Genomic DNA, 12,261 nt, shown 5'->3' with positions numbered 1-12,261 from the left:
AAGGAGAGACCCTATGCAATTCCAACAAGCCTTCGAGCAAATGCGTGCCATCGTTGAGGCTGATGACTGCCTTCTGCGGGGATACAAACAAGACTTTTACCAGTTTGACCTGCTCCATCTCACCAAAACTGGGACGGTCGGCGGTCGATACGTTTGGGTCATCCGCGAAAACGGCACACACCTGGCTTCACTCGGCCTGCATCCCAAGCTCACTGAGTTTGTGGAATGCGCGCTCGACATGAAGGAGGCACTGCAGGTTTTCGAAATCACCCTGCTGAAGGATGGCGCTGCGACGATTAAACCTATCTCCGTGGAGATGGGGCGTGACCTGTTACGGCACCAGCAATACAAGTTCGAGGGACGGCACATCAAACGAGGCGGCCGCCTCGTTGCGCTGGTTGACATCGAGGTGTTGTACAACCGAGGCCAATACGGCGGTACCGTCAGCTTCTCCTTCGAATCAACACCGAGCAGGGATGAAGAGACTGACTTCAAGCAAATCGCCCTGTGCCTTTTCCAACAGAGAGCGCAAAGCTTGTTTGCCTGTATGGACAACGTGACTTTCCAGACGCGCAATCTTGCTGCATGAGGTACCAACGCAATACCCCACCGCTGGCCACCTAGGTCAGCGGTTTTTTTTGGCCGAAAAAAAACCGGCCTCAAGGGCCGGTCGGTAGCGTTTCCTTCAGCGTGCAGCGAGCATTGCCATACGGCTCCGCTCCTCGCGTTCAAGCAATTGCTGGCAGTTGTACGGCTCAACCACCTGGACGCCGCCCAGGTCATCGAGGTGCACCAGGTAATTTAAGTAATCATCACCAGGATTCGACCATAGGTGCCTCAGCCGCTCGTGGTTGAGCACATGTGCCTTGAACTCCTCTCGACTCAATTCCCCACGGCCGAGGGCGACCTGCAGTTTCGAGTACGCCAGGTAGTCTGGGCGCCAGCTTAAAGGGATAGCGCAAAGCGCGTGATGTACGCCATCCGAATCGGGCCATACCGGGGGAATGGTCGTCAGTTGTGCCATGGTTAGGCCCGCCTCTTCTGCCGGTGCAGCGATGGGCGAGAGTTCGAGCCCTGTAACATCGAACCAAGCATGGCCAGTCGCCGAATAAGCAACCGCGCTGATCGGTGACGTTGGTGCGCAACCATAGACCACCCAGCTCTGGCAGCCAGCCCACTGACGGATGAATCTCACCATCAGGGAGCCGTCGACAAGAGGCTTCCGCCAGATGCAAGCGCGCAGGTGGTAATCGATATTGTAGGGCGCCAGGTCCGCAGGTAGATCAGTGTCGACAACAGCATCGAACACCTCAAACCCACCGGCGCCGATTCGCGCCAGGTAACTGGCTCCCTCGGCGATTTCAAAGGCAGGGTCAAAGTGCAGCACGCCGGCAAGTGCCGTCTCCCCTCCTCCGGTTAGGCGAAACACAATGCGGCCGTGAGGCTTGTAGCTGTGGTTGAACTGTACGGTGGTGGTCATCTGTATACCCTCTTCTTGGTCTGAGGGAATGCTTTGCAGGACCCAATAAAAAACCCACCGCGAACGGTGGGTCAGGTGTAGCGTTCAAGAACTGAGCAGGTAGTCCCCGGCGATGACAGCGTTGGTAGACAGGCCCTGTGAAGGGATTTCGACACGCTTGGTGCCGTCATCGATCAGCTCAACGAGCGTGGCGGCAAGTTTGCGCACGATGACGTTGTCGACCGTTTTGACAGGCACCGAATGGCCCTTGTCCTGGAGCAGGAGCTTGTAGCCCGTATCGTCGGCGTTGTGGGTGATCACCAGAAAGCCATGCAGCTTACTCGTGTTTACATTCACCTGCAGCGCCGGGCGGCGGGCAAGCCGAGAATCATCGTCGCAGTCACGCAACAGGATGAAATCGGGGTTTGCACCGGCATCAAGCAGCATTTGCCAGATGGTGCGATCGTTGTCCGGGACGCGAAGGACCTCCACCAGCTCGATCAAGCGCAAGAGACGTCGCGAGCGAATCGACTCACGGTCAATAGGGAGCTTCGACTGGTTGAAATCGTCAATGGTGTCCAACTGTGCTACGGCATTTACGGTTTGGGTGTGCATTGCATGACTCTCCTGAAAGGTAAGCCAGGTGTTGCGAAGACCTGGTACCGCAGGAATGCGTCACACGACTGTGGAAAGCTGCCGGCTGGAGATGACCGCAGGCGGAGATCATTTTCACGACAGTTTGAATTTTTTTCAGGCTTTCTGAACCCGGCACAGGTATGATGCGCCAGCTTGCGTGTGGACCTGCATTTCAAGAGGCCCTTTTGGTGATATGTCCTCTGCTCGGTTACCGAGAATCTCGATGTTCCGAGGATGAGATACACCTTTCGACACGGTGTTTAGACCGTGCCGGCTTGCTGCATTCGAAGGGCCACCAGGGCCTCTTCTGGAATGCACCACGTGCGTTCTGAAAGCGCTGAAGTGCCGGTTAGGCGTTGGAAGATTGGCCTTCCTGAAACGGAGGTCAACGATTATGAAGCGTATGCTGAATTTTCTGAGCCACGTCTGGACTCTCTACCGGCTTTTGTCGGCTGTGTGGGGATTCATGCGTGACCACTGTGATGCGGTCTAAACGCCCGTCCAGTGTTGAGATGTAAAAAGGCCACCCGAGCGTAAAGCAGAGGTGGCCTTTCTGTTTCCACGGATGCATCCCAGTAAGGCTGGCCGGGTACGATTTACGAAGGTACGTACCAGCGACGTTCAATGTTCAGCTGATGCTCACGCTCGTAGGCACTCACGGTTCTAGCATGCTCATGTCGGCCGCCGTCGTACTGGTCTGGATCGCTGTTCAAGAGCTCGTCGAGCATACCCTTGACCCTGAGAGCGTGAGCTGCGCGCTTGGCCTTGATCGCCTTGCACACGTCCATGAAGTCGGGATCGCCTTCACCATGGCGACGGTAGGATGCCGACATCATTTGGAAGATCACCATGTGCCGGTCATCCAGATTACGCAGGCCACTAGCGTCCAGTGGGAAGGCAGCGCCGGCATACATGGACATCGCGAACGACTGCAGAAAAACCGCAGCCGCATAGTCGCTGTCGACCAGCACTGAGCGGAAGGTGGCGAAAGGTGATTCGGTCATCTGTAAACGTCCTGAAGGGTGTGGGATCGCCGATTACCAACCGGCGTAGTGCGACACCAGGTGGCCCCAGTCAGCGAGAGCCGAGTTGTCGCGCAGAATGGTCAGAGCCTCGGCGGCGTGGATCTTCGTTGGGCAACCGCCGGTGAGGAACAGCTTGTCCTTACCCTGGTTGTACAGGTGCATAACTGTCAAAGTCATAACCTGCTGGAGGGGACTCATTGCCCGGTACGCCTTGCGCATGGCGGTGAGCTTTTCCGGGATCTCCGCGTGGCCCCTCGCCCAATCACAGCCCTGAGGGCGGAGGCTGTAATGATCGCCAACAGCCTGGAACGGCTTGTTGTGGCGTTCAAAGCACCCATGCAGCTGGTATTTATCAACGATAGCCCAGACCGCGTCGCCGAAAATGCGTGCTCGATCATCTGACCCCTTGAACGAAGGCAGCTCAGCCCCGCACACGATCGCCAGGGCAGCATATTCCGCATAGTCCAGGCTCGGGATCTTGTCGACCAGGTCCACCAACGTATATCCAGGAAAGCGCCCGGCTGCGAAGGTAGGGTTGACCGCAGCATATGCTGCGAGGGCTGCGGGCTTCTGCGAGTGGTGGATATAGCCGTGACTGGCCGTTCCCACATCACTCAGCGACCACGTGCTCAGTGCACCTTGGTGGACGCCGAAGGCGGTCAACAGCTCTGTGGCTTTCACGTGATAGTGGGCTGCATCAAACATCGTTCGTCCTCTGAAACAGTTGATTGCAAAGCTTGTGGTGGATGGGGTTCTGCACCGCCAGATCTGCGGCTATGCATTCATCTGCCAGGTTCGGCCTCGCTTCATCACTGCAACCCTAGAACGTCGGTGTGGGCTTCGCAACCCCTAGCAATATGGCCGAACAAGGCTAAATCGCAGGCACAAAAAAAGCCGCCTGAGAATGGGCGGCTTTCTTAGGCTAAATGAGCTGAGAGGCTCATCTGGCATGCGCGTACTGAAACGGTCGAACCTCAAAATAATATCCGAATTGCAATCCAGTGAGCAACCTGACCTGCCCCACCTTTTCACTAATGAAAAACCCGACCACTAGGGTCGGGTCTGTGCTGCGTTTGGAGATGATCCAGCCTAAGCCGGCAGATACTTGACCTCGGTCTCGGACCTCACCAGCTCTTGGATCACTGGGCACGTGGAAAGGCCGGTATTGACCATGTATTTCGCTGCACTCAACAGATAACGTCTCTCTCTGCCAAGTACTCGCAAGGCTCAAGACCGTTGGCTCCATGGCATTCGGAGAGGAAGCATTGGTAGAACACGACCTCACGCATGTCAGGGACAGATTTGAACTTCGGTTTCACACCTACGACACGTGCTAGGTGGAATCCTGTTGGGATCACCGAAGCCCCGTGGGCAGCAGTAAGGGTTTGCAGCATGGTGGCCCCCTGGGCATTGTCTGTGATTGCGATCAAGCTTCTGAACAGGTATCTAAGCGGCTACATAGGGCACGCCAGTAACGGGCATCCTGCATCGACTCCCTCCTCATACGGCGGTATTCGGGCCTATAGCGGTGCGGTTCTGTGCGAGCGGAGAGCGAGTTTTCCTTTGCCATTCGTAGACAGAAATTCAACTTGAACAGGGCATGTGCTTTCGGTCGGGATGACTGCTGCGTTCTTGCGGTGATCATTGGGGTTGCTCCTGTGATTTTTGACCTAGTGCGTGGAGATGGCGCACATCGATCACCACGCAAGCAGCTTGGCCGCGGGCAAAAAAAGCCCGACTAGGTCGGGCGTGGGTATAGCGTTAAGCGGTCTGGTAGAACAGTTCCGCCGGGTAGACGAAGACCTGAAGTTTTCCCTGCAGACATGACAGCTCATACACCTGCTTCGCTGGTGTCCGGCCGGGGCCTGGCAGATGGCGTTTTCCGACTTCAGACCAGCCCAAGCGTTTCAGTTCAGCAACCTTCTGCTCTTGGTAAGGCGACATTTTTTGATCCCCCTTCGCGGTCACAGTCGACCAGCTGGTTTCGTCTCACCAAAAATCCCGAACTCAACAAGGGTGCTGAATGCGATTTCGAGGGCCGGCTTTTGGTGGGCGAGCTCCAATGCTCTCTCACCAGCAGCTTTCGCTTTCTCCGCCTGCCAATCACACAGGAAGTCGGAGAACCGACGGTATCTGTGAAAGTCGATAAACCGATCGAAGCAGACCTCTTCTGAGGCTGCCAGGGCGGTCATCGCCGTGAGCAGATTCCCAAATGCAGGGAATTCACTACGTTTCAAAGTGCCCGCAGCTACGAGCTTGTCGACCGTGGTGTCGAAGCGTTGCTGGTGTTCTTCAAGTCTGCCGCTCACGATCCGGAGCGCGTGATCCTGCGCGACAAACTGATTCCGCCCATCACGGTGATAGCGCGGATCGAACTCAGCGAAGCTGGTGTGCTTCAGTGAAAGCCCAGAGGTGGCACCCTCACGGTCTGTCTCGATGTTCAGGCGGTCAACGAATGGGGTCGACCACCGGATGCCGGTCAGCCCCTGGCGACCAGCCTGGACCATCACCATCATTCCATCAGTCAGTTCAAGTGTTGCGAGCATGAGTGTGTCCCCTTAGAACGTTGATCAAGTCCAAGGGGATGAGTCACATGAACCGCGAAACTCACCAATTTTGTCGGATCGGGCACAGCGCCCGGGGCACCATAAAAAAACCCGGCACATGGCCGGGTTGGGTGTAGCGTTAGGATACGGAGGGCCTGGGACAAATGCGCTGGGGCCCGGGCGAAAAAACCCGGTCTATTGACCGGGTCATGTGCAGCGTTTGACGCGAGCATCATGCTGGCGCTAAAGGCTGAAGTACAGCAGTCATGCCGACTCCGTGACTTCGTCATCGGAGTGGCAAGCCGAGAGATCGATCTCTACTGGCTTTTGATCGGATTTTGCGGTCACCACGAAGGTGCACGCGCTGTCCTGCTCACCGGCGGCAATGTGGCTGCGGAAATACCGGTCCGCGACAGCCTGGGCTGCCGCATGGTGATCCCCCTCAACCTCAACATCAGCACTCCAAGTAACGAGATACTGTCGTTCCCCATCAACTTCAACCTCTTCGGTGCCTCCAGCCAAGCGGAAGTGGCTTTCCAGTTCGGCGATCGGCTGGCGTGCGCTAACAACCTCGACGTCGGTGTTTCTGACGAATCCCGAAAACCAGAAGCTGGTCGAGTCCACATTCAGGCAGCAGGCCTTCAGTAGCACATCGTTTTCAGCTTCAATTTCCTCCGCCTCCTCCGTGCCCGGGGCGTACTGATGGAATGACGCAGTGCTGTCGAACGTTTCGACCTTGTGCAGCCCATTCTCTCTGACTAGGCGAGCCAGGTTCATGATGCCCTGTGCTGCAGCCAAATCGATGTTGAAGGAAGCATAATCCGGTGTGCCTTCTGCGCCATTGGTGGCACGGGTTTCGACGGTGTAGCTCTTGGTGGTTACGGACGAATGCATAGCGGTACCCTCAGGTGTTGGTCTAGTAAAGCGAGATGCGTCACAGCCAACATGAATCGGCGCTACGGACTGAAGCCCATATCTTCGGCCGCTTGAATGACGCCCAAAAGAAAACCCCGTCTCAAGGACGGGGTTTGATGGGGTTAACGGCGGTGAAAGCAGATGCTCTTCAATGCCCTGTCGACCAGGTCACCTTCGTAACTCAAGATGACCTCAACATTGGTGCACGAGCGCTGGGAAGGCCCCAGAGCACGTGCTGCGATCAGGTAACCATTGGGGTCCACTTGCGATGAAGCACCGAATAGAACCGCATTATCGACCACTGCGCGGAGAACATCCCCGGCGCCATCGTCTTCAGTCCAACTGGGTGAAACTGTGTTGCGAGCACTGACCTGGTTACTGCATACACGGAAGTGCTCAAAGCGCCCAGGGGCATTTTGAATCGAGACTGAGTCGCAGCCTTCAAATTTACCCACGTAGATGACCGGCCGTGTGGCGCCGTTGATGCGAGCTACGGTGGACATTTTTGAGGCGGCAACCGACTGAACCGCATCTGAAGCCTCCGAAGCGCTTGCCGCATGCGGAAGCACCTGAAAGGCTAGAGCCGCGGCGATCGCGTAATAGCGTTTCATGAGGCGACCTCAAGTTTCGGAATTGATATTTGACGTGAACGCATTCGCGTAGGAGAGGTTGCGTGCAAGATCTGCTGCTTGGGTTCCGTGCTGAGCGTATCACCAAGGAGCACTATGATCTCCCCGATTTCGACTCTATGAATGGCACAATTCGCGGCCAGCTGAATTGCAACCATACGTGCGCAGATTGCATCGATGTCGCACGCGTGAAAGAGCCATTGCTGCAGCTCATCAGGCCCTTTCGTCTCAAGTAGGTGGTTTGCTTTTGCCAACAGCATAACCCCACTGCCACATGCCGGATCGGAGTACGCTTTGAGATCACCGGCGCGAGGCGCGTCGATGTCGGTATCGCTCATCCTAACCATCATGCTGGCGAGCGACCAGGGCGTGAAGAACTGCCCCAGCATTTGCTTGCCGCCATGGCTGGCCAGCTCTTCGTAGAGTGGGCCTAAAATGTCCTTGAACGGTTCTTCATTGGCCACCGCCTGATCGTACAGCGTGATGACTCGTCCTATTTTTCCGCGTGCATCATCAGGAATTGGATACCAAGGCTGAAAGCCCCAAAGCTCCATCACTGCCCCGAGGAAAAAACGAAACATCTCCGCCGGTGGATACCGGTGGCCATCACACAATGCTTCTGCCAGTGGCTTGATGGTGGGTGGTACCGCGCGTGCTAGTTTGCTTGCCATGGGCAATCTCCAGAGAGGTTAGTCGTATGGATTGGGATGCATCACAGCGACCTACAACTCCGGCCGGCGCCCGGGCATAAAAAAACCGCTCCGGTGAGGGAGCGGTTGCGTAGCGTTAGTCAGCGGACTCTTCCGGATCAGCAACGTCCGGAATGGAATCTCGCGGCACCCATGTCCAGGTTGCGACAAATGCGCCATCTTCACACAGCGTTACCTGGGCATCTTCATTGACCTGCAGATCATCATTGGCGATGTTGTCCAGCGCCCATGAACGGTACCGGTCCTTGAGAGCGTTCGAGTCCACTGCCTGCTGATCCGGCTCTTCTTGCTCCAGCAGTTTCTTTTGAGCGAGATCATCGAGCAACTGAACAGAGGGAGCGCACTGCGACAGACCGAAGTGAACTCCTTGGTGCCCGTAGCGTTTGGAAAACTCTTCTGCCGTCATCTTGGCCAGCACTTTCTCGATGCAATCACTGCACAGACCGTGACCAGCATCTTGATTGCCCCACTGCCGACCGGTGGTTCGAGCACCACAGCACGGGCACAACAAGCGCACCGGGGCATCGAGATGTCCAGTCAGGTCGACATGTGCATAGGGAACATCCCTGAGCTCACAGTAGGCTTTCTCATCGCCATCGGCGTCATACAGGCCCAATGTGCACTCATCCCACTCCTCAGGTTCAGCGATGGACACCTCGATCGAAAGAAGCAGGTACTGACCGTTGCAGAACTCCTTCCGCAAAGCCATGCAACCGCTTCCGGTGTGATAAACCTCGAAGCCATACGCCTGTATGGGGTCAACAACTGTTGTTCCGCACGGCGAAAAGTAGGGGTTGCGAATCTCCACGTCGTTGAACATGAAAGCCATCTCCGACGGTGAATACGGCCGCATGAGCGTCTCGCCATTCGGCAGGACCTCGGTCATGACCATTTCTTGGGTACCAGCTGCGTTGCTTGCAATTACGTCCATGGTGCTGCGCCTCTTTGGGTAGTCATCTTGGTCTGAGATGAAGCACAGCCAGCTGTAACGACAGGCGAAAAAAAACCGCCCCATAAGGAGCGGCGGTACAGCGGTTTAGATTCGAGCAGAGACCTGGTAACCCTTGCCTCCTTCTGCCTGCGTCACGCCGCCTTCAAGCGTGATTGTCACGTCCTGCAGACCAGCGTTGCGGAACATGCTCGCCACAGTTTCAGCCACCGGCTGCATCTCAAACGGCAAAACCGTGTGCCAAGCGTTAGAAAAATGGCACCAGCGGCAGCCGTATCCAGCGAAAAACCCATTCTCGCGATTCCCAGGAACCGGATCCGGCATTTCCAGGATCTTGTTGATGCGGGTGGCAAAGGCTTCCGGGAATTCCTTCAGAACTGAAGACATACGAACCTCTCGATTAAGCGGCCTGGTGAATGTGCTGGTGCTTGCCGAACTCATTGAGGGAGTCCAGCTTTGCGAGGAACCGCTCAGCCGCAGTGGTGCTGGCCAATTCAGAGACAGTCTCAAAACGGTTCATTCCGCCGGCATAGTCCTTCCGGCCCTCACAGGATCGATAGAGCACTTTGAGCACTCGATCGAAACCGAGATGAACCATCAGATAGAGATGATCGCTGTGCAGGATCACCTCCCCCATGACTGCGTTTCCGCCTTTGCACGAACGAATTTCGTAGCTTGATTCTGGAAGCTTCAGGCGGCCGGCGATCTCTTTGAGCAAGCGCTTGCCCGAGCGGTGAAGGGTTTCTTTGGTGATTCGTTTTTCGAGCAGCGCTTTAGGGATTTGAAGCATGAGGTTTCTCCTCAGGGAATGACGGTCTCTTGCGAAGACCTGGTCATGGGAGATGCGCTACATAGGAATGCAAACCTAATGCTCGATCACCGCAGAGCGAGTGCAAACCAATAAATAACACGTACGTATAAGATTCCATTTGCTTTGTATTGAATCCTGACAGTATTATCCGGCCATCCAATTGATATCACCTAACAAGGTCAGGACGAAACAGCCCATGCACAACAATGCAACCCCCTTCAAGCCACGTCTCTCCCTGCTTGTCGCCTCCATCGCACTGGCCATGAACGCAGGCACTGCGCATGCCGCTTACGCCGGCATTGATGTCTACGCGCCAACGCTTGGCTCCTCCGATACCACCTACGATCCGCACATCGGCGGCTCGGGTGATGGTTCCACCCTGGTTGGCGCCCAATACAACCCGAGCACCGACACCACCGAGGCCTTCAAGTGGACCTTGCTGGGCGGTAAGCAGTTGCTGGCCAATCTCGGCACCAACGCCGCTGCATACGCGGTATCGAATGAAGCTGACGTCATCGTCGGTAGCTCCGTAGACAGCCTCACGGACAACGAAACCGCCGTGTACTGGAACAGCGCCGGCATTCACAAGCTGGACTTCCTGAACGGTGGGGCCGAGGCCGAAGCTCGCGCTGTTTCGGCTGATGGCAGCGTCATCGCGGGCTCCGCCGACGATGGCCTGACCGGCAACCGATCGGCAGTGACCTGGGACCTGGCTGGCGCTGTGACTCAGTTGGGCTACCTGAACGACGGCACCTACAGCTACGCCATGGGCATCAGTGCTGACGGCAATGTGGTCGTGGGGTACGCGCAGAACGGCGCAGGCAATGGTGATATCGCCACTCGTTGGGTGGGCGGCGGTAGCGCCGAGAGCCTCGGCACCTTGGAGGGAGGTACTCAATCCATCGCCACGGCGACCAGTGCCGATGGCACTTACATCGTCGGTGCGAGTGACTCTTCGCTCGCCCTGAGCGAAGCTATGATCTGGTCCGAGCTGTCTGGCATGAAGGGCTTGGGCTTGCTGGCCGACGGTACCCTGTCCAAGGCTGAAGGCGTCTCTGCCAATGGCGCCGTGGTCGTCGGTGTCGCGGATACCACTGGCAGCGTCCTCTCCGGGTTCCGTTGGACAGCAGAGACTGGCATGCAATCGCTGGTTGAGTGGCTGCAGGACAACGACCCGTCTTACACACTGCTGGCCAACAACACCCTGAACACCGCCACCTCGGTGTCCGCTGATGGCAACACCGTCTTCGGCCTGGGCTTCCTGAACGGCCGCTCGCAGCCGTTCGTAGCGCGTTCCTATGGCCCGATCTCTGAACCTGTGGTCACTACCCCACCAGTCGTAACCACTCCGCCTGAAGAGACCACTCCAGAGGTAACCCCTCCCGTCGTCACCCCGCCAGTTACTGACCCAACGCCGCCAAGCACCGGAGGCTCCTCCAATGCAGGGGACACTTCTACTGGCGGTAGCGATGCAGGCACGGGCACCAGCGCCGGTGGTACCGAAACCGATTCGGGTACCGGTGGCACTGGGGGCACTGACACGGGTACTGGTGGTACCGGCGGAACTGGCACTGGCGCGGGTGGCGCTGACGTCACTACTCCACCGACTGGCGTGATCGGTTTGCTGGACCTCGGTGACTCGTTGCAGAATGCGACCCTGTACGCGCAAGCTATGCAGAATCAGCTGCAAGGCTTCGTCCAGGACCAACTGTCCTGCTCGACATTCGACACCAGCGGCATCTGTGTCAGCGTCAGCAGCCAGATGACTCACCACTCGGGCACGGTCCAGGGTGACAACGTGTACGGCGGCGTTACCGCTGCATATCGACTGACTCCTGACTTGGTTGCCGGCATCGGCTACCAAGGCCCGAACACCTCGCTCAAGATAAACGATGACCGCGTCGAGGGTGATACCAACACGATCGGTGCTTTCGTCGAGTACGGTAACCGTCTTCGCGAAGGCGTATTCGCCCGGGGCGCCGTGGCTGTTTCCGAAGGCGATGCCACCATCAAGCGCTCCTACAAAACGGGTGCCGGCGACGTCGAATCGAAAGGCAAGGCCGATGTCAGCCAGCGTGCTGTATCGGGCCAGGTCGGTTACGTATTCATCCTGCAAGACAACATCGCGGTGATGCCTTTCCTGGGCTTGGACTACCTCAACACCAAGCTGGACAGCTACACCGAGACCAGTGGTTCCTTCCCGGCGCACTTCGATAAGCGTACCGAGGAGAATATCTACGGTACCGCGGGCCTGAACGCCAGCATGAACCTGGCAAACAAGGCCATCGTCTCGGCCAACATCAAGCACGTCAGCCGCCTGAACAACTCGCAAGACGATCTGACCGGTGAGGTGATGGGCGTGTCGCGCTTCGACATGAAGCAGGACACCACTGAGCGCTGGAACGAAGTGGGCGTAGGGCTGCAGGTTGCCGGCCCGTTCAAGGCCTCCCGCGTGGGCATCACCTACGGCCACCGCTTCGGCAGCGACAAAGCCGTTGCCTCGGACGTCGCGACGTTGTCCCTGTCGGTCGGTTTCTAATCGGAAACTGATTCACCAAGCGCCCCACTCCCCAGTGGGGCG

The 12,261-nt window shown here is 57.1% G+C and carries 14 protein-coding genes; 2 read left to right on the top strand and 12 right to left on the bottom strand.

Annotation, left to right across the window (positions count from 1 at the left end):
- Positions 1–13 precede the first annotated feature (13 nt).
- Positions 14–589 (top strand): hypothetical protein, encoded by a 576-nt coding sequence (locus G7009_RS17335; protein ID WP_181131281.1) that lies wholly within the window; start codon positions 14–16, stop codon positions 587–589.
- Positions 590–685: 96 nt separating this feature from the next.
- Here the strand turns inward: G7009_RS17335 and G7009_RS17330 are convergent, their stop codons facing one another.
- The 12 genes from G7009_RS17330 to G7009_RS17275 form a co-directional block, all read right to left on the bottom strand.
- The gene (locus G7009_RS17330; protein ID WP_181131280.1) at positions 686–1,480 is read right to left on the bottom strand and encodes a hypothetical protein; all 795 of its coding nucleotides are present in this window, start codon (positions 1,478–1,480) and stop codon (positions 686–688) included.
- Positions 1,481–1,564: 84 nt separating this feature from the next.
- Positions 1,565–2,074 carry a hypothetical protein gene (locus G7009_RS17325; RefSeq protein WP_181131279.1) on the bottom strand — a complete coding sequence of 170 codons (510 nt, stop codon included), beginning with the start codon at positions 2,072–2,074 and terminating at the stop codon, positions 1,565–1,567.
- A 617-nt stretch (positions 2,075–2,691) separates the two neighbouring features.
- Entirely contained in the window at positions 2,692–3,099 is a 408-nt protein-coding gene (locus G7009_RS17320) for a hypothetical protein (RefSeq protein ID WP_060515428.1), read from the bottom strand.
- 33 nt (positions 3,100–3,132) lie between these two features.
- Positions 3,133–3,825: a hypothetical protein gene (locus tag G7009_RS17315; RefSeq protein ID WP_060515427.1), complete on the bottom strand. Its 693-nt coding sequence runs from the start codon at positions 3,823–3,825 to the stop codon at positions 3,133–3,135.
- A gap of 1,056 nt (positions 3,826–4,881) precedes the next feature.
- Positions 4,882–5,064 carry a hypothetical protein gene (locus G7009_RS17310; RefSeq protein ID WP_181131278.1) on the bottom strand — a complete coding sequence of 61 codons (183 nt, stop codon included), beginning with the start codon at positions 5,062–5,064 and terminating at the stop codon, positions 4,882–4,884.
- A 20-nt stretch (positions 5,065–5,084) separates the two neighbouring features.
- Positions 5,085–5,666, bottom strand: a complete 582-nt coding sequence (locus tag G7009_RS17305; protein ID WP_181131277.1) for a hypothetical protein — start codon at positions 5,664–5,666, stop codon at positions 5,085–5,087.
- 264 nt (positions 5,667–5,930) lie between these two features.
- Positions 5,931–6,560 carry a hypothetical protein gene (locus G7009_RS27790; protein ID WP_223843666.1) on the bottom strand — a complete coding sequence of 210 codons (630 nt, stop codon included), beginning with the start codon at positions 6,558–6,560 and terminating at the stop codon, positions 5,931–5,933.
- 143 nt (positions 6,561–6,703) lie between these two features.
- Positions 6,704–7,192, bottom strand: a complete 489-nt coding sequence (locus G7009_RS17295) for a hypothetical protein (RefSeq protein WP_181131276.1) — start codon at positions 7,190–7,192, stop codon at positions 6,704–6,706.
- Entirely contained in the window at positions 7,189–7,881 is a 693-nt protein-coding gene (locus G7009_RS17290) for an N-6 DNA methylase (protein WP_181131275.1), read from the bottom strand. Before G7009_RS17290 ends, G7009_RS17295 begins: the two co-directional genes overlap by 4 nt.
- A gap of 115 nt (positions 7,882–7,996) precedes the next feature.
- The gene (locus G7009_RS17285) at positions 7,997–8,851 is read right to left on the bottom strand and encodes a hypothetical protein (protein ID WP_060515422.1); all 855 of its coding nucleotides are present in this window, start codon (positions 8,849–8,851) and stop codon (positions 7,997–7,999) included.
- Between the two features lie 105 nt (positions 8,852–8,956).
- Positions 8,957–9,256: a hypothetical protein gene (locus tag G7009_RS17280; RefSeq protein ID WP_060515421.1), complete on the bottom strand. Its 300-nt coding sequence runs from the start codon at positions 9,254–9,256 to the stop codon at positions 8,957–8,959.
- Between the two features lie 13 nt (positions 9,257–9,269).
- Positions 9,270–9,659 carry a hypothetical protein gene (locus G7009_RS17275; protein ID WP_060515420.1) on the bottom strand — a complete coding sequence of 130 codons (390 nt, stop codon included), beginning with the start codon at positions 9,657–9,659 and terminating at the stop codon, positions 9,270–9,272.
- Between the two features lie 217 nt (positions 9,660–9,876).
- Here G7009_RS17275 and G7009_RS17270 point away from each other — a divergent pair, with 217 nt between their 5' ends.
- The gene (locus tag G7009_RS17270) at positions 9,877–12,219 is read left to right on the top strand and encodes an autotransporter domain-containing protein (protein ID WP_181131274.1); all 2,343 of its coding nucleotides are present in this window, start codon (positions 9,877–9,879) and stop codon (positions 12,217–12,219) included.
- Positions 12,220–12,261: the final 42 nt, after the last annotated feature.

Origin of the sequence: Pseudomonas capeferrum (genome assembly GCF_013523055.1) — a bacterium.
Lineage (GTDB): Bacteria > Pseudomonadota > Gammaproteobacteria > Pseudomonadales > Pseudomonadaceae > Aquipseudomonas > Aquipseudomonas capeferrum_A.
Note: the sequence above shows the minus strand (reverse complement) of the source record. Positions and strands in the feature narration are given on the sequence as shown.

What these genes read in the sequence shown, in the direction of transcription:
- G7009_RS17320 (WP_060515428.1), bottom strand. Translation starts at nt 3,099, where the DNA reads ATGACCGAATCACCTTTCGCCACCTTCCGCTCAGTGCTGGTCGACAGC.
- G7009_RS17335 (WP_181131281.1), top strand. Translation starts at nt 14, where the DNA reads ATGCAATTCCAACAAGCCTTCGAGCAAATGCGTGCCATCGTTGAGGCT.
- G7009_RS17325 (WP_181131279.1), bottom strand. Translation starts at nt 2,074, where the DNA reads ATGCACACCCAAACCGTAAATGCCGTAGCACAGTTGGACACCATTGAC.
- G7009_RS27790 (WP_223843666.1), bottom strand. Translation starts at nt 6,560, where the DNA reads ATGCATTCGTCCGTAACCACCAAGAGCTACACCGTCGAAACCCGTGCC.
- G7009_RS17295 (WP_181131276.1), bottom strand. Translation starts at nt 7,192, where the DNA reads ATGAAACGCTATTACGCGATCGCCGCGGCTCTAGCCTTTCAGGTGCTT.
- G7009_RS17275 (WP_060515420.1), bottom strand. Translation starts at nt 9,659, where the DNA reads ATGCTTCAAATCCCTAAAGCGCTGCTCGAAAAACGAATCACCAAAGAA.
- G7009_RS17280 (WP_060515421.1), bottom strand. Translation starts at nt 9,256, where the DNA reads ATGTCTTCAGTTCTGAAGGAATTCCCGGAAGCCTTTGCCACCCGCATC.
- G7009_RS17270 (WP_181131274.1), top strand. Translation starts at nt 9,877, where the DNA reads ATGCACAACAATGCAACCCCCTTCAAGCCACGTCTCTCCCTGCTTGTC.
- G7009_RS17310 (WP_181131278.1), bottom strand. Translation starts at nt 5,064, where the DNA reads ATGTCGCCTTACCAAGAGCAGAAGGTTGCTGAACTGAAACGCTTGGGC.
- G7009_RS17315 (WP_060515427.1), bottom strand. Translation starts at nt 3,825, where the DNA reads ATGTTTGATGCAGCCCACTATCACGTGAAAGCCACAGAGCTGTTGACC.
- G7009_RS17305 (WP_181131277.1), bottom strand. Translation starts at nt 5,666, where the DNA reads ATGCTCGCAACACTTGAACTGACTGATGGAATGATGGTGATGGTCCAG.
- G7009_RS17285 (WP_060515422.1), bottom strand. Translation starts at nt 8,851, where the DNA reads ATGGACGTAATTGCAAGCAACGCAGCTGGTACCCAAGAAATGGTCATG.
- G7009_RS17290 (WP_181131275.1), bottom strand. Translation starts at nt 7,881, where the DNA reads ATGGCAAGCAAACTAGCACGCGCGGTACCACCCACCATCAAGCCACTG.
- G7009_RS17330 (WP_181131280.1), bottom strand. Translation starts at nt 1,480, where the DNA reads ATGACCACCACCGTACAGTTCAACCACAGCTACAAGCCTCACGGCCGC.